The sequence below is a fragment of the Stenotrophomonas sp. X genome (genome assembly GCF_055721025.1).
In genome coordinates this window covers 322,029-338,434 of the sequence record NZ_CM146756.1, presented here as the reverse complement: position 1 = coordinate 338,434, position 16,406 = coordinate 322,029, and the positions used below count along the sequence as shown (strand labels likewise).

The 16,406-nt window shown below is 60.9% G+C and carries 12 protein-coding genes and 1 pseudogene; 9 read left to right on the top strand and 4 right to left on the bottom strand.

The window, feature by feature from the left end:
* The first annotated feature begins 23 nt into the window (after positions 1-23).
* From ACZ75I_RS01505 to ACZ75I_RS01470, 8 genes and pseudogenes are all read left to right on the top strand, one after another.
* Positions 24-650 carry a response regulator gene (locus ACZ75I_RS01505; RefSeq protein WP_061478747.1) on the top strand — a complete coding sequence of 209 codons (627 nt, stop codon included), beginning with the start codon at positions 24-26 and terminating at the stop codon, positions 648-650.
* Between the two features lie 70 nt (positions 651-720).
* Positions 721-1,161, top strand: a pseudogene (locus ACZ75I_RS01500) (UPF0758 domain-containing protein); the annotation flags it as partial.
* Between the two features lie 82 nt (positions 1,162-1,243).
* Positions 1,244-2,524, top strand: a complete 1,281-nt coding sequence (locus tag ACZ75I_RS01495; protein WP_180868032.1) for a site-specific integrase — start codon at positions 1,244-1,246, stop codon at positions 2,522-2,524.
* Complete coding sequence (locus ACZ75I_RS01490; protein WP_472958595.1) at positions 2,511-4,166, top strand: hypothetical protein; 1,656 nt, start codon at positions 2,511-2,513, stop codon at positions 4,164-4,166. Before ACZ75I_RS01495 ends, ACZ75I_RS01490 begins: the two co-directional genes overlap by 14 nt.
* A gap of 176 nt (positions 4,167-4,342) precedes the next feature.
* On the top strand, positions 4,343-6,040 hold the full coding sequence (locus tag ACZ75I_RS01485; protein WP_180868036.1) for a site-specific integrase: 1,698 nt from the start codon (positions 4,343-4,345) through the stop codon (positions 6,038-6,040).
* Entirely contained in the window at positions 6,030-6,389 is a 360-nt protein-coding gene (locus tag ACZ75I_RS01480) for a hypothetical protein (protein WP_180868038.1), read from the top strand. Before ACZ75I_RS01485 ends, ACZ75I_RS01480 begins: the two co-directional genes overlap by 11 nt.
* A 143-nt stretch (positions 6,390-6,532) precedes the next feature.
* Positions 6,533-6,742: a hypothetical protein gene (locus ACZ75I_RS01475; RefSeq protein ID WP_258009406.1), complete on the top strand. Its 210-nt coding sequence runs from the start codon at positions 6,533-6,535 to the stop codon at positions 6,740-6,742.
* Positions 6,743-7,173: 431 nt separating this feature from the next.
* On the top strand, positions 7,174-7,788 hold the full coding sequence (locus ACZ75I_RS01470) for a hypothetical protein (RefSeq protein WP_180868040.1): 615 nt from the start codon (positions 7,174-7,176) through the stop codon (positions 7,786-7,788).
* A 340-nt stretch (positions 7,789-8,128) separates the two neighbouring features.
* Here ACZ75I_RS01470 and ACZ75I_RS01465 read toward each other — a convergent pair whose 3' ends face one another.
* The 4 genes from ACZ75I_RS01465 to ACZ75I_RS01450 all read right to left on the bottom strand — a co-directional run bounded on the left by ACZ75I_RS01465 (position 8,129) and on the right by ACZ75I_RS01450 (position 15,301).
* Entirely contained in the window at positions 8,129-9,676 is a 1,548-nt protein-coding gene (locus tag ACZ75I_RS01465) for a putative bifunctional diguanylate cyclase/phosphodiesterase (RefSeq protein ID WP_180868042.1), read from the bottom strand.
* A gap of 85 nt (positions 9,677-9,761) precedes the next feature.
* Positions 9,762-11,108 carry a TIGR00341 family protein gene (locus ACZ75I_RS01460; RefSeq protein ID WP_180868044.1) on the bottom strand — a complete coding sequence of 449 codons (1,347 nt, stop codon included), beginning with the start codon at positions 11,106-11,108 and terminating at the stop codon, positions 9,762-9,764.
* A 107-nt stretch (positions 11,109-11,215) separates the two neighbouring features.
* Positions 11,216-11,545, bottom strand: a complete 330-nt coding sequence (locus ACZ75I_RS01455; RefSeq protein ID WP_258009407.1) for a hypothetical protein — start codon at positions 11,543-11,545, stop codon at positions 11,216-11,218.
* A gap of 96 nt (positions 11,546-11,641) precedes the next feature.
* Positions 11,642-15,301, bottom strand: coding sequence for an ATP-binding protein (locus ACZ75I_RS01450; protein WP_180868046.1), 3,660 nt, complete (start codon positions 15,299-15,301; stop codon positions 11,642-11,644).
* Between the two features lie 81 nt (positions 15,302-15,382).
* On the opposite strand from ACZ75I_RS01450, the gene ACZ75I_RS01445 reads away from it, so the two are divergent.
* Positions 15,383-16,027, top strand: coding sequence for a response regulator (locus ACZ75I_RS01445; RefSeq protein ID WP_180868048.1), 645 nt, complete (start codon positions 15,383-15,385; stop codon positions 16,025-16,027).
* The last annotated feature ends 379 nt before the right edge of the window (positions 16,028-16,406 follow it).

Sequence of the window (16,406 nt, the reverse complement as noted above, 5' to 3'; positions counted from 1 at the left end):
GCTTCGCTTTTCGAGGATTCCGCGTGCACCCGCGCATCATCATCGCCGACGACCATCCCGTCGTCCTGCACGGCATCCGCATCGTGCTGCAGACCCATCTGATGGAGGTCGTCGGCAGCGCGCGTGACGGCGCCCAGCTGCTGCAGCTGGTCGAGCACCACGGCTGCGACGCGGTGCTGACCGACCTCTCCATGCCGGGCACCGGCCCGGATGGCCCGGAACTGATCGCTGAGCTGCGCGCACGCCACCCGGGCATGCCCGTGGTGGTGCTTACCGGCGCCCGTCACCCCGGCCTGCTCGATGGCCTGCTGCGTGAAGGTGTCAGTGGCTTGGTCGACAAGTGCGCCGATTTCGGCGAGTTGCCGCAGGCCCTGAACGCGGCCATGGCCGGGCAGGTGTTCGTCTCGCAGCAGCTGCGCGACCACCTGCAGGCGCGCGACCTGATGTTCGCGCGTGAGCCGGCGGCGCTGTCGGCCCGCGAACAGGAAGTGCTGGACCTGTTGGCCGCCGGGCTGAAAGTGAACGCCATCGCCGTCCACTGCGGCCGCAGCCCGAAAACGATCAGCCGGCAGAAGGCCGAAGCCAAGCGCAAGCTGGGGCTGCAGAACAACCAGGAGCTGTTCGCCTATCTGCAGTCGCGACGCGACTGAGGCAACAGCCTACCCGGGCGTGCGCCCTGCCCTGATGGGACGCATCACCCGCGCTGGCGATGATGCAGGCATGCCCATCCATGACTGGCCCGAGCAGGAACGTCCCCGCGAGAAGCTGATCGCCCGCGGCCCCGCCACGTTGTCCGACGCAGAGCTGCTGGCGCTGTTTCTCGGCTCCGGCTTCGGTGGACGCGACGCGGTGCAGACCGCCCGCGACCTGCTGCAGGCGCATGGCCCCCTGCGCGTGCTGCTGGACCGCCCGGCCCGCGAGCTGGCCCGGTTGCCGGGGCTGGGGCCGGCACGAAGCTGTGCACTGGCCGCCGGCCTGGAACTGGCCCATCGCTACCTGGCCGCCGAGCTTCAGCAGGGCGAGGCGGTCGGCAACAACCCGGCCGCGGTCGGCCGCTACCTGCAGCACCGCCTGCGCGGCCAGGCCCGCGAGATCTTCATGGCGCTGTTCCTGGACAACCGCCACCGGCTGATCGCCTGCGAGGAACTGTTCCAGGGTACACCTTACTTCCATGCAATGGACTGCTTGACTCCAATGCAGTAGTGTCGGGCAATGCAGTACAGGCAGAATTCAGGATCGGCCAATGGCAACGCTCGAGCTGTTTCAGTTTCAGCGATTCGACCATGGAGAGGCTGACGGCCAGCATCTTTGGTCAGTCTCCATGTCCATCAATGACGTCCCTGAACCCAAGCGGCAGTTGCCATACATTCGCCTGGCTTCCGGGCTACCTTGGACGGAAGCGAATACTTGGCTTGCCAGTCGCGCTTGCGATCCTGCCGAAGATCTAAGCGCAAAGACAATCATTAGAGACGCTCGCGGCCTAGTCAGCTACGCCAACTTTCTGGAAGCCAATGGATTGGCGTGGAACGACTTGGACAAGCCGGATTCAGAAAAGCCTACCTACCTGTACAAGTCGCACAGGAACCTCAATGTAAAAGAGGGTACGGGTGCATACTCGACCGCTCAAACAGAATTACGAGCAGTCGCCAACTTCTACATCTGGTGCACCTCTACCGGCCAACTTGCAGACGAATGCAAGCCGTTCTTGACTCGAACGACCCAGGTCCAAGTCTTTACAAGGTTCGGATCAAAGACAGTCGAGAAGACAGTCTCGAGCATGCCCCTGAAACGACGAAGGACCGCGCCTAGATCGACCTTGGAAGGTGGACTGAAGCCAGTTCCGGCAGAACTTCAGAAGCGAATCCTGACGCTATCCGAGGCACATGCGGGCACAGAAGTGACATTGATGCTCGCCATTGGCTTTTCTTCTGGAATTCGCTTGGGCAGCATCACAGACCTCAAATGCGAAACCATCGAAAAGGCTGCGTCGACGAACCTGAAAGGCCACAAGTCCATCAAGATCGGTCCCGCGCACGGGGTGATGACGAAGTTCTCAACGAACTACTCCCCCGTCGTACCAGACGCGCTCATCCAACGCCTTACGAGCTACATAACTTCGGTCCGGCGCCTAAAACGCGCCATCAAGCATGAAGGTCGGTACTCTCAGTACCTCTTCCTAACCCCGCAGGGTCGTCCCTATCATGATGACGACGGCATTCCGAGCAGCGCCATTGGCGTAGCCATGCATAGGATAAGGACGATCGCACAAGCCAGCGACGTCCCGATCGAAGACTTTCGATTTCACGACTCCCGAGCGACATTCGCATGCAACTTGCTAGATGCCGCGATGGCCATAGGGATCCCTGTAACATCCGCGCTTTCAATCATTACGGAGTTCCTGGGCCAATCAGATGAGCGGACCGCTCTCCGCTATGTCCAGCACGCGCAGAAGAGGCGAATCGTCGGCAAGTACAACGACGTCTATGGGCAATGGCTCCTTGAGCTCACTCATGAGACTCCCTGAGCCTCTCATTATTCCCCGCCCCAAGACTGGCAGATCTTTGCCATGGGATCTCTCCAGGCTAGCCTTCATCGGTGCCGCCAAGCGCCCGACCATGACGGTTGATACAGAGATACGCTCGGGGAAGTTTGGGAAATACGATCTACTGCGATACGAACTTCTCAAATCCATTCACAAACACATAGTAGAGAGGCACGTGCTCGGCGAACTGGCTGACTCGACTCGCGAAACAATATTTAACACGCTCAGGACGTTCTTTAACTACTGCGACCGAGAGTCAGTCCAAGTCTCTGCGAAAACATTCTTCATCGCGGTCCAAGGTTGGACCAGATCGTTCAAAACAGCTTCCCCGCACGATCTCGCACAGCAGCAGTACGTCGTTAGAATTTTAGCCGGCGTAACCGGGCAAGACTCAACACTGCTGTTGAAGTCATTTGGGATCTCCAAGCGCGGAGCATCATTGGCGTTGAAGACTAACGATGCGAGAAGCGAAGTCGTTCAGCAGTACATCGCGGACCTCATCTCGCTTATCGACTGCCTCCAACCAGATAAGCTCTACGCGCCCCTACCATTGCCAATCCAGGTCAGGAAGAGCGGCCCGATCTACTACCACTACTCTGGGACGTGGAGGTCGACGTCGACCAAGTACGGCTACGATGTCGCAAGACGGCAAAATACCCTTAAGGGCACAAGCCTACATCGCAGGTTCCCTCTGCTTAACCTTAGGGTAACTGCAGAGGCATTCCTATTCATAGCAATGACCGGAATGAATCTTGCCGAAGTTCAAAAGATGAAGGTCGAACAGTACAGCAGACGGTCCGCAGGAGATCACTACGAATTTAGGGAATTCAAGGCTCGCGCCGGGCATGACGTGTTGTTCACCATCCCCAAGCCATACCTGCCCATCTTCTCTGCATATCTGAAATTTCGCGAAACCCATTTGACCGAATTCAAGTCAAGCCTGCTCTTCCCAATCTATCAGCGAGGCGGTCCTGCAAGTCGAAAATTTCACAGTGGCAACCTAAGAAATATCTTCAATGAGCTTGGCGTTCCGTTCATTACGACCATCGAACTCAGAAAGATCAAGTCCAATAGCATCATGGAGATAAGCGGAGATCCGGGCACGGAGTCACTGATTCTCCAACATAGCCGTGAAACGTACGCCAAGAACTATGTGCGTAGAAGCCCACAACGAGCGGCGAGTGAATTCACTGCGTTCTTCAAGTCAGAAGTAGCCGCGCTTCGGGTGTCGCGTGCAGTCGATGGTGCGCCATGCACTCAGAAGGACAACCCCAAGGCATTGACGATAGCTTCGCCCGATGCACCCACTCCCAACTGCGACACGATGGCAGGATGCCTCTTCTGTGAAAACTACAAGGGAGTGTCGAGCCTAGACTACATTTGGAGATTGAGGAGCTACCTTCAGCTGAAGCGACTCGAACTCAAAAGTCACCTCCACCCAAACAGAGAACATTCGCGGCCGATACTTGAAACCATGCGCCGCATCCGATCAATCATCCGCGCCTTCTCGCAGAAGAACAAGCAACACGAGGCATGGGCACAGATCGCAGATCGCAAAGTGAATGACGGACAGTTCCATCCATCCTGGGACCTCCTCATTAGGTTCGCGCAGGGAGATGCTTGATGCTCACTTCCCGACTTAAATCGAAACACCCAGACGTCCCTCTTCCTAGCGGCCTTGCCAGCATCCACGACGTACCCCCCGATTTCGTAGTCTCCTACAAATCAGATGGATCACCTTGCAGTCGATACGAAGACAACTGTTGGATATTCTCCGCATACCACACGTCATCGATCTCCATGCGGTTCGCCAATGATGAGAACACGGATGATCTAGAGCAGAGCAACGCAGCTGCGGCGAAAGTCGTAGTACTTGCACTACTCTACATTGGCCACCACCCCCTCGGGGCCGGCAGCTTCCACACCAAACTCTGCCGCCTAAAGGACATCCTCAAGGCCTGCAACTCCACACAAACTCTGATCTCGGAGTTCGGAAATTCCAAAAAATGCCAGGCAGAACTTCGAAAGCGAATCCGCCCAAGTTCACTTGGATCCGCACCTCTGCTTATGCATGAACTGGCCCTGCTGAGTGAAGAAATAGGCTTTACGCTTTGCCCACCGGCACTTATCCCAAGCTTCTACCCAACAGGATATTCAGCCAATCAAACACTCTACATCCCTAATCGGATCCATTCTTACGTCTTGAATCAATGCGATGCGATTGTATCGCTCGCAATCACTCATATCGACCTACTTAAGAATGCGATACGTAGCCAACTGCACGAGGCGTTCAACCTTGTCCCGGCACCAGACTGCCAACTTGCTACGGAAGACCTTTCCGCGTTACCTGCGAGACTAGTGGGCATCTTCGACACCGCATACGGCACGCTGGAGCACCGCCACCCATTCCTGACTTACATCACGGCGATACGAGATGCCGCCCTGATTTTGCTGTGTGCGCATAGCGGCATGCGCATCTCAGAGGCTCGCGAGCTCAAGCGAGGGTGCCTCCGTCAGCACCAAGACGCCGCCATCGGACCGGCAAATTTGATAGTCGGAGTACCCGCAAAGATACAGCCTATAACGGAATCTACTTGGATATGTAGCGACTTGGCTGCAAAGGCAGTCCAGGTGCTGGAAGCCATTTCCTCGGTACATCATGAGATGCGCGACACCAAACTGGTCTCAGGGAGCTTCAGCAACTGGCTCTTTACGTCCGTACTAGGCTGGAAGAAGAAGCGGTACAGTATCGATCCACCGCGGGTTTCAATGATCGAAAGAATTAACTATCCGTGGCTATTTGATCCTGAGACTCTGAAGGTCACTGAAGACGACCTTAGAGTATCCGAACTCATCAACGGTAGCTCTGGGGGACGTGTTGTACTCGGGAAGGTTTGGCCGTTTTCCTTCCATCAGCTGAGGCGGACATTGGTAGTGAATGCCGTGCGCTCTGGCCGAGTCGCGCTCGGCTCGATCCAGCTTCAGCTGAAACATCTTCACCTTGGAATGACCGAGTACTATGTGCGCGGATACCACAGCCTCTCGCTCAACGAGTCGATGCGCATTGAGCTTGCGGAGGAGCTTGCCAATGAGGCGGCCCGAGTCGCGAAGGGGCTTGCTGACTCGAAGCACTTCTCTCCCCATGGCTCAGCCCACAAGGATCGCCTTCTGGAGTTGATCAGCACCTCAGATCTAAAGGGGCTTGCGAAGCTCGCTAGCCAGGGCACACTTTCCGTGAGACCTACCCTGCTGGGTGTCTGCCTAAAGAAGGGGGACTGTGAGTATGGTGGCTATGACACGCTGTCCCATTGCGTAACGTGTCCCGAAGCACTGCTGGACAAGGGAAATGTAGTACGTGCGGAGAAGTTGATTGCCCACAGCGAGCCTCTATTGGAAGCATTGCGCCCTTCTGGAGATAGCCCGAGGATGCGTGCGCTTGAGGGCCAAGTTTCAGCGCTTAAGGACTTCGTCATCAGAGTGAGATCTAATGAGCAATGAACCTCCCCTGCTCGACAGATTGAAAGCCGCATTCGATAGGCTGAAATCGGGTCAGCCAGAAGTATTGCCACCTGGGGCGCTCGTCAGTCAGAACAACGTTGCGAGAGAAGCGGGCATCCCTCCTGCCCACTTTAAGAAGTCTCGCTTCGGGCCTTTGATTGCGGAAGTTCAAGCCCATGTTGCCCAAAGAGACGGAGCACTACTCAGCGAGCGAGCCAAGTCTACTTCGCTCGAGCTCAAGCTGGCGGACGCGGTTGCGCGAATCAGCGAGCTGAAATCGGAGCGTGACCACCTGCGCTCGCTTCTACTTAGCGCTGAGATGAAGCTCGCCGAGCTGGCTCGTCGTTGAGCCTACTTAACGGGCCCGAAACCTCCCTTCATTCTCGACCAACGGTAGCTGGGTCGTGGGATCTCGTCCCACCTCTATCCGAGAGAGACCGCAGCCCCCAAGTGCCGTACGAACCCTGATGGTTCCGCGCACTCAACATCAACATGAAAAGCACCTTCGAGTGTTCCCGCAAAGATGTCGCCGCCAACATCGGTGTGCTGATGGCCGCCGGTGGCGTTGCGCTGACCGGAAGCCGCTGGCCAGATATCGCAGCAGGCGCGGTGATCGCGCTGCTGTTCCTCAAATCCGCGCTGGGCGTGATCGGCGAGGCGTGGCCGGCGTGGCGCGCGGCAGCGAACCCGCAGAGCAATTGAAGCGCGCTCTGGGCACGATTGTGCGGCGTGGATGACCGCTTCCTGGCCGAGAGCAGACATTGTCCACTTCACTGAGCCGTACGCTTTGGCTGCTTAGGGTCTATTGCACTCGGCGCCGATCTGCTCAGTCAGAACTATCAGGGATTGCTGGAATGCGGCTGCAAATTGCTGGCCGCCCTCTCTCTAGTGGCTATGGGCGATCGAGGGGAGCAGTCTGGTCCATGTGTCGAGCAGAACCCCTGGGCCTTGGTGCGTTAGAAACGAAACCCACAACCCATTCTCCATTGCTTTGAGGTAGCCGCGGTGCATCTCAAGTGCGGCCTCGCAAGCGTGGAGGCGCTCAAGGATTTCTGCGATCTCGGAGGTCATGGCAGTCTGGACAGGCAAGGGGTGGGAAGGCGATAGTTTGTAGACGTCTGGAAGAGTCCGCCATGAGCATCCTCAACGTTCTGCTCACTCGTGATCACCTTGTCGTTGCCGTGGATACCTTGGCAGAGGATGCTCTCACAGGGGAACATTCCGCAGGGGCAAAGCTGCTGTTGATCCCTCAGCACAACTTGGTGTTTGCTACGCGAGGTTCTACGCAGTTCTTCCTTCGGGTTTATGAGCTGGCTCTGCAGGCCAGCTTCCGCGCAGATTTCACAATGGAACAACTATCTGCCGAGCTGGGGATGGTGGTGGACCAGCTGTGGCTGAACTACGAGAAGGCGGCAGTCGAGGCAGGATTGTCGATCGAGCAGCTCGGGACCGAGTTGGTGCTTGGTGGGTGGTCGTCGAAGAACGGCCGGATGATGGCTACGGCATATGCCAAGAGCGGCAGCCGGCGCCCTTGCGTGGTTCAGCCGGTCGGGGGCCAGCTGGCTTCGCCAGGCGAGCCGCTCCAGGCTGTGATTCCTAGCATGGCCCAGAAGGATCTGCTGACCCATGCGCGCCTGCAGGCCAGCCACCTCAACGAGCAGCTGGGCCGGAGCGTGGCCGGGGGGCGGCTGCTGGCCGGGTTCTTGCAGAAGGGGCAAGCCGTACTCAAGGATCTTGGAGAGATCTAGGTCGTTTGCGGCAATCCGGCTAATGTCAGAATTCGCTGCCACCGCATTGTCGTGACAGTTCCCCCGTCGGCTCATTCTCGGAACCATGTGGTGGTAAGAGAAGAAGGCGCCACATTCACCACAGTGAAGGCGCGTACGACCATCTGCTTAATTGCCTCGGACTTGAACTCATCCGAGTAGCGATTGTTGCTAGTAGACGTCTCTACTATTCATTGCCATTCATTTTGGTTTCACAAGAATCTACGAAAGGCTGGCCGGTCCAGTGATACCATCGCCTTTGCTGACCTATAATGCAACTGAACATGGGCGGCCCGAAGCGTTGTAACGGGCCGGACCGACCTCACGCTCCGAACAGGAGATCATCGATTTCGCGCTGGCGGCGGTTGTAGCTGGACATGATGCTCGTGATCTCGCCGGCCTCCACCGGCCGACTGATCAGATAGCCCTGGATCGCGTCGCAGCCCATTTCCGCCAGCGCCGCCTGTTGCGCGGTGGTCTCCACGCCCTCGGCCACCACCCACAAGCCCACTGCCTTGGCCAGCGCGATGATGGCTTTGACGATGGCGGCATCTTCAGTGTTCTCGGCAACCCCACTAACGAAACTGCGGTCGATCTTCAGCTCGTGGATCGGGAAGCGCTTGAGATGGGTCAGGCTGGAATGGCCGACACCGAAGTCGTCCAGCGAGATACGCACGCCAATCGAGGCCAGCTTGCGCAACACCATCAGGCTGAACTCGGCATTGCGCATCGCTCCGGATTCGGTGACTTCGATGGTCAAGTGCTCCGGATTGATGTCGTGGCGCTCCAGCGCCTCGCATACATCGGTGAAGAAGGCGGGAGAATTGATCTGGAACATCGAGGCGTTGACCGCCACGCTCCAGTCCAACGCCTGCTCGTCGCGCCACAGACGCATCTGCCGGCAAGCCGCGTGCAGCGCCCAGCGGCCGATTTCCACAATCATGCCGGTCTTCTCCGCCAGGGGAATAAAGTAGTCCGGCACAATCTGGCCATGCTCGGGATGGTTCCAGCGTAGCAGCGCCTCCACGCCCACCATGCGCCCCGCCTGCAAATCCAGCTTGGGCTGGTACAGCAAGAAAAGTTCGTCCTCGCGCAGCGCCTTGCGCAGGTCGCCAACCATCAGTTCGATTTCGGATACGCTAGCGCCCATCGAGGCGTCGAATACCGAAAAGCGGTTGCGGCCGAGATCCTTGGCCTCACGTAACGCGGTCGACGCCTGAGTGAGCAGGCGGTTGCGCTGCGTGCCGGTAGCGGTGTCCACCGCGATACCGATGCTGGCCGAGACATCGATCTCGGTGTGGCGCACCATGAAGGGGTGGTGCATACCCTGCAGCAGACGCTTGGCAACGACTTTGGCGTGGCTGGATTCCTCCACTCGCATCATCAGAGCGAATTCGTCGCCGGCCAGGCGCACAATCAGATCCTGCTGACGGATGCACGACTGGATGCGCAATGCCGCCTGCCGTAGCAGATCGTCGCCGAAGGCGTGTCCGTGGATTTGATTGATCGCGCGGAAGCCATCCATGCCGATTACCAATACTGCGATGCGGCCGTGCCGGGATTTGGGCAGGCGCAGGCTCTGTTCCAGCATCATCCGTACGGGCAGGCCGGTCAGCGCGTCCTGCAACGCCGGCGAGCTACTTCCCGGTCCCGGAAGGTTGGATTCCGCACTGATCGCCGCCAGCCATGCATGCTGAGGGCGCGGGTTCTGGCGCAGCCACAGCGCGAACACCAGCGACAGGCACAGGAGTGCGGACAGCAGCCCACCCAGGGCGACTACGTGTGTGGTCTCCAACTGGACCAGGGCATACGCCACAGGATTACTGGCCAGAATAATTCCACTCGTCAGTACTTCGGTCATTGTCTGCATGGTCTCGCTCCGTGCGCCGGCTGAGCGCGTGCGATGCTATTGTTCCGGCCACTTGAACGCCGGTGAATACAACAAATACGAATCGTCAGTACGGCGCGCCGCGACCGGCCAAGCCGGCGTCTGCGGCCCGGTCCGCCGTGGTGCTATCCGGCTTCGGTCCGCGCACCAGCACGGTCCAGTCGGGCATCGTCGCGGCTAGGCGCCGCTCAATACGTTCGGCTTCGCCGCCCGCCAGCATTGCCGGATCGCGCAGGTACACCACCGCAATGCGCTCCCGCTCGGCGATCTCCACACTCAGCAGTTGCGCGGTGACCTGTTCGCGTGCCGAGTCAATCGCGGCCACCTGCGCATGCGCCGCCTCAACACCGCTGCTCAGCCTCGTGTCCAGCGATTCCACCTGCGCACGCAGGCGGTCCATTTCTGCCCGCTGGTTGAGTAAGCTGTCGCTGGCTTCTAGGGTCTGATGCAACGCTACTTTCACCTCGCGTCCCAGCCGCGCGCGGATGTTCCGCTCCAATTCGATGCTGGCGCCGGGTAGGTAGTGCGGAACGATGGCCACGACATTGAACTGTGGCTTCTCGCTGCGGTTGTCCACGTGGAAGCCGTCGATCGCGCCCTTATGGTTCTTCAAATAGTCCTCCACTTCCACCCGCGCGGCATTGCCGGCCCAAGTCGAGGCGGCGATGTCACGCAGCGCCAGACCCAGCGGCACCGCCAGCACCACGAAGGTCAGCGCGATCAGCCCAGCCTGCCAAGCGGTGTGCTGTGGTGAATTGCGCACGCCGAAGCCGTACCACTTTGCTACCAGGGTGACGCTGAGCGCGATCGCCAACAAGTTGGTCATGAACAGAAAGAAGGCATTGCCAGCAATCGGCGTACTGCCCACCGCCAGCCCGTAACCGACCACCGCCAAGGGCGGCATCAGCGCGGTGGCGATGGCGACACCGACGATGGTCTCGCCTTTGCGAGTGATTGCCGCGTACGCGCCGGCCAGACCGGAGAACACCGCCACCATCAGATCGAATAGATTGGGTTGGGTGCGCGCCAGGATCTCGTTGGTGGCCTCGCGCAGCGGCGATGCCCGAACGATCAGGAAAGACACCAGCAGCGCCAGCGCGGTTCCGATTACAAGAGCCGTCAGTGCGCGTCGCATCATCCGGAAATCGACCACGCACAGCGAGAAGCCGAGCTGCATGATTGGCCCCATCAGGGGCGAGATCAACATAGCGCCGATCACCACCGCTGCCGACGATTGCAGCAGGCCAAGGATGGCAATGCCGCACGACATCACCGTCATGAACAGATAGCGGGGGGTCGCCACGCCGGAATCGAGCATGTAGGCAACGATGGCGTCGTGATCGACGCTGCCGATGATGTCGTGGCTGCGCCAACGGCGCGCACGTGGGAGCAGGGAGAAGAGGAATCGAGACATCGAAGGTTCCGGGGGCGGGGTGGGCCCGGCGACCGAGTCGCGGCCACCGGTCATAGAGGGAAGCAAGGCCCGCGCGAACCGGCTCCAGGCGGAAGGGCGGTCCGCGCTCAGCCGATGCGCTGGTGCGCGGTGGTATCCGCGCACGTGGGCGCTTTCGACTGCATGCGCAGACCGTGGCGTTCGATTTCCAGCGCCAACAGCAGTTCGAGCTGGTCCAGGTCGTCGCGGATGCACGCGTTGGCCAACGGGTTGTCGTGGCCGCTGTCCATATGTGTGCCCAAGACGCGGGCCAGCAGCGGATACAAAGCATCGCTATCGCTGACACCCGCTTCACGCAACAGCCCGGCGAGTGCGGCCTGGCGGAGGCAGTCGAGCGTCAGGTCCGCCCCGGGCGGCGACGCGGGGCGGGATGGGGCCTGTGTGAATCCGTGATGCATAGGAAACCTCGTCGGCGCGTATGCGCAGTCAGTGGCGACACGCGCTACCTTGCCTGTGGCTGCGGGCGGTTCCTATGCAACAAATACGAAAGTGAATTAAGCCAACAGGCGCGTGAGACAGGTTTCCAGCGCCGTGCGGAAAGCGCGCAGGTCTTCGAGGTGAGCGGTGACGCCATCGCGCTCTACCGCTTCCTGCAACGTTCGCCCCGCCCGCGCCAGTTCGCCGGCGCCGATCGCGCCCAGTCCTCCGGCGATGCGATGCAGACCATCACCACAGCCAGCCGGGTCGCCTGCGGCGATGGCCGCATCCAGCGCCGCAAGATCACCGCGAGTCGCCGCTTGCAGGCTGTCCACCATGCGCTCGACCAGATCCGTCGATCCGAAGCGCGCGATCAGGTCCGAGCGAGTCGGCGATGGCGGCGCGCCAGCATTGGCAGGCGCATCGTCGACCTGCGATGTGAGTTCCGCCGATTCCGTAGGTTTGGCCGACGGAGCATCGTCCGCAGTGCTCCCTCCCCCGGTAGCCGGCAGCCAACGCAGCAGCGTCTCACGCAGGACCGACAACGGTACCGGCTTGGCCAGGAAGTCGTCCATGCCGGCCTCCCGGCAACGCCGCGCTTCCTCCTCCAGCGCGCTCGCAGTCAACGCGATGATCGGCATACGCTTGGCCGTCGGCTTTGCGGCCTCGCGGCGGCGCAGTTCACGGGTAAAAGTGTAGCCGTCCATCCCCGGCATGCGGCAGTCGGTGATGACCAGATCGAACAGGGATTGCGCTAACGCGTCCAGCGCGGCCTGCCCGTCCTCCACCACTTCATGGCTCAAGCCCAGCTGCTGCATCCGCCAGCGCATCAGATCCTGGTTGGTCGGATGATCCTCGACGATAAGCACGCGTCGGCCGCGCCAAGCTGGCGGCAGAGGCACCGCATCGGCAGCGCCGTCCGCCGCATTCGTCAGGGCCATGTCGTCGGGAGCCTCGTCGTCTTCGTCCGACACCGGTAGCCAGACATCCAGTTCCACCCGCGTGCCTTGCCCCGGCGCGCTGTGCAGGGTCAATTCGCCGCCCATTAGCTCGGCCAGTTTCCGGCAGATGCTCAGGCCCAGGCCGGTGCCGCCGTAACGCCGTGTGGTCGAGGCTTCAGCCTGGATGAAGGGACTGAACAGCCGCTCGTGCTGGTCCTCGGCGATGCCTACGCCGGTGTCGCGCACTGCCAGCCGGATCCGCTGCGCGTCTGCGCGCGAATCCAGCAGGTCCAGTTCGATGGCGACCTCACCCTGAGGAGTAAACTTGATCGCGTTGCTCAGCAGATTGAACAGGATCTGCCGCAGGCGTACGCCGTCGGCGGCATAGCGCAAGGCGATGCGGGGGTCGATGCGGTTGCCCAGCCGCAGGCCCTTGGCAGTAGCCTGCGTCGACAGCATCCGCTGGATATTGTCTACCACCCGGTGCAAGCTGACCGGTGTCGCTTCCAGCTGCAGCGCGCCGGCTTCCATCTTGGAGAAGTCCAAGATGTCGTCGAGGATTTGCCGCAGCATTTGTGCCGAATCCCCAATGATCGCAAGCACTCGCCGCTGTTCTCCGTCCAGACGCGTGTGCGAAAGCATTTCTAGCATTCCAAGCACACCGCTCATCGGGGTACGGATCTCGTGGCTCATCGTCGCCAGGAAGTTGGCCTTGGTCTCGGCAGCCTGCTCGGCCGCAGCCTTGGCCGCCACCAAGGCTTCCTTCTGCGCCCGGGTATCGGTCACGTCGATCCAGTAGCCGCTCCATTGCACGTAGCCGTCGTCTGCGCGACTCGGTTGCCCGCGCGAACGGATCCAGCGCCAGTCTTCGCCGGCCATCGCCCGGAAGTCGATGGCGATGCCGTCAAACACAGCCGCCGCGCGTTCCAGTTCTTCAGCCAGCCGCGACTGGTCCTCCGGGTGCACCCGGTCGAACAAAGCCCGCTCGTTGTCGGTGGCCTGTTCGACGCTGATGCCGAATAGCGACGGCATGTCGCCAGCGATGAACGGGAACGAGAAACTGCCGTCCGGCGCACGGCGTGCCTGGTAGACCACCGCCGGCAAGTTGCCTGTTACTTCCTCCAATCGCCGTTCCACCCGTCGGCGCTGCTCCACTTCACGTCGCAGGCGCACATGCCCGATGGCGTGCATGAGTCCGGCGGTTAGAAGAATCAGCGCAAGTGGCAACGCCCATTTGAGGAACTCGCCCCAGTCGAAGTCCGCGCGGTATTCCACCGCCAGCCAGTCGGTGCGGATGGCCTCGCGCTCGCGCGGGGTCATGCTGAGCAGCATGCGGTCGAAGGCCATGGCGAGCGCCGCGTGCTGTTTGCGCACGGCCAGCGACAGCCTGTCCTCCACTCCGGCCGGCGCCGCCACGTGCAACTCCCCGGAATAGCGATCGCGTAGATAGCGATCCACTACCGCCAAGTTTCCGATGTACGCGTACGCCTTGCCGCTGCGTACTTGTTCCAATCCATCCAGCGCGGCGGCCACCGGCACCTGAATGGCGTCGGGCGCCTGCGCGCGCAGCAGCGGGCCGAGCCGCTCCGGATCCGACAGAGCAACCCGATGCCCCCTAAGATCTCCCATGTCCAAGACACGCCCGGCACCATCGCCCACCACAATGACATTGGACATGGTTAGGAACGGCTGACTGAAGACCCAGCCGGCGCCCAGCACGCTGGTGTCATTGGGTACACCCAACACCGCATCCAATTGGCCGTCGCGCATCGCGTTGCGGATTGCCTGCCAACTCTCCAGCCGCACCGTCTGGAGTTTGCCGGCGCCGGCGGTGCGGAACCTATTCAGATAGTCACCGGCCACGCCGGAGGGCTGGCCTTCCTCGTCTAAGAAAGAAATTGGTGCCCAAGATGGCGCGAAACCCAGTTTCAGCTGCTGCGCCAGCACTGCCTGCTCGTCGGCGGTGAACACCATCGTACCGCTGCCTTGCCAGTGCAGCGGCGCCAACCAGCGGTTACGGATCGCGTGGTCGTTGGCTTCCGGAATCGCAGCCAGCGCGGCGTCCAGCGCTTCGGCTAGTGGCTGCTTGGCGTTGGGCACGCCGAAATGCAGTGAATCCAGCGGCAGATCGGTCTGGCGTAGTAGGCCGACTCGGGCGATCTCGGCTTCGGCAATAAGTGCCGAGGCAACATAGGCATTGCCGACGTACACATCGGCCTGGCCATCGGACACCATCCGCAGCGCGGCCAGCGTGCCGTCTGCTTCCAGATGGGTCGCCTCCGGATAGCGTTCGCGCGTCACCGCCGACAGCGCGAAATCTCGCTCGGTCACCACCCGCAACCCGGCCAGCTCCGGCTCGCGCGATGCTCGTCCGTCCTGCAGGCGGGTGACCAGGGCGACGGGTGCCTCGGCGTATTGCCGGCTGAACACCAGGCAACGGGTGCGTTCGGCGGTCAGCACCACATCCATCACCACATCGATCTCGCCCGCGCAGGCAGCGCGTAGCACTTCGGTCCAGCTGGAATAGCGGCGTGAGGTCAGTGTGACGCCCAAGCGGGCCGCCGCCTCGGTCAGATAATCGTGCGCCAGGCCCTCGGCCTTGCCGTCGCGCACCCGCTCGAAGGGCGGCCAATCGTTGTCGTACAATCCGACCGTCACCGTCGGATGGGCGCGCAACCAAGCCGCCTGCGTGGGAGACAATAGCAAACCGCCTTCCTCGGCGAGCGCTGGCAGCGGCAGCCATAGCAATACCAACATCCCAGACAGCAACCAATGGAGAATGGAATGCGTACGCACGCGACAGATACTCCTCATGCTGGACTGCCCGATTCCGGTTCCGGCCCGTACGCCGGATTCTAGCCCACGCGACTACAGCCCATGCGTCTTCGCATCATTCTTGCCGATGATCATCCCGTCGTGCGAATCGGCGCGCGCGCGCTCATCGAAAGCAGCGGCATTGGCGAGGTAGTCGCCGAGGCCAACGGCACCGACGAACTGATGCAGGCGCTGGAAGGCCAGCCCTGCGACGTGCTGGTTACCGATTTCGCGATGCCCGGCGGACAGCAGCCCGACGGCTTCGCCATGCTCGGTCTGATCCGCCGCCGCTATCCGAAACTGCCGATCCTGATGCTGAGCATGGCCAACAACGTGGGCATCCTGCGTACGGTTGCCTCGGCCGGCGTACTGGGCCTGATCGACAAGGCGTCGTCGCTGGACGAACTGCCGCTGGCCTTGCAGACCGTGCATCGCGGCCAGCCCTACGTGAGCAAGGCGCTGAAGGAACGCATCGCCGAACTGGGCAGCGAAGCGGTGTCCGGCGGCACCGGCAAGCCACCTTCGCCGCGCGAGTTGGAAGTGCTTCGCCTCCTCGCCACCGGCCTGTCGGTCACCCAGATTGCTGCGCAGTTGAACCGTAGCGTCACCACCATAAGTCGCCAGAAGGGCGACGCCATGCGCAAGCTGGGTATCGGAAACGACGCCGAGCTTTTCGATTTCCTGCGCAACGAGGGCTTGTCCGGATAAGCCCCGTCCGGGGCGGTCCCGCCGCCGGCTTCCCCGTATCGCCCCTGCATGCCGGTTCCTCCGGATGATTGCGCGCGGCACCGTGCCCGCGGTCTTTCGCCAACGATCGTTGCACCGTGCCGGCAGATCAGCGCAATACAACAAGTTGTATTTTTCCACTCTCGCACGACCATTCTTCGCCTGCTGGCTGAACGAACTTTCAGGCCGTCCTAGATTTCGTAGTTATTGCATTCAAGCGTCCGCCCCCATGTGGAAAATTCTCCTCGTGCCAGAAACGCCATGCATTGCACGGCCCTGGCTGACCCGGAACCGCGATGGTCGCGATTCCGGAACGCCCTCCGGAGCGTCGCATTGATTCCCGATGCGGTTCGCCGAGGAC

Coding starts and splice junctions, on each gene's coding strand:
- ACZ75I_RS01470 (WP_180868040.1), top strand. CDS start 7,174: ATGAGCATCCTCAACGTTCTGCTCACTCGTGATCACCTTGTCGTTGCC.
- ACZ75I_RS01485 (WP_180868036.1), top strand. CDS start 4,343: ATGCGGTTCGCCAATGATGAGAACACGGATGATCTAGAGCAGAGCAAC.
- ACZ75I_RS01455 (WP_258009407.1), bottom strand. CDS start 11,545: ATGCATCACGGATTCACACAGGCCCCATCCCGCCCCGCGTCGCCGCCC.
- ACZ75I_RS01480 (WP_180868038.1), top strand. CDS start 6,030: ATGAGCAATGAACCTCCCCTGCTCGACAGATTGAAAGCCGCATTCGAT.
- ACZ75I_RS01495 (WP_180868032.1), top strand. CDS start 1,244: ATGGCAACGCTCGAGCTGTTTCAGTTTCAGCGATTCGACCATGGAGAG.
- ACZ75I_RS01445 (WP_180868048.1), top strand. CDS start 15,383: ATGCGTCTTCGCATCATTCTTGCCGATGATCATCCCGTCGTGCGAATC.
- ACZ75I_RS01465 (WP_180868042.1), bottom strand. CDS start 9,676: ATGCAGACAATGACCGAAGTACTGACGAGTGGAATTATTCTGGCCAGT.
- ACZ75I_RS01475 (WP_258009406.1), top strand. CDS start 6,533: ATGAAAAGCACCTTCGAGTGTTCCCGCAAAGATGTCGCCGCCAACATC.
- ACZ75I_RS01460 (WP_180868044.1), bottom strand. CDS start 11,108: ATGTCTCGATTCCTCTTCTCCCTGCTCCCACGTGCGCGCCGTTGGCGC.
- ACZ75I_RS01490 (WP_472958595.1), top strand. CDS start 2,511: ATGAGACTCCCTGAGCCTCTCATTATTCCCCGCCCCAAGACTGGCAGA.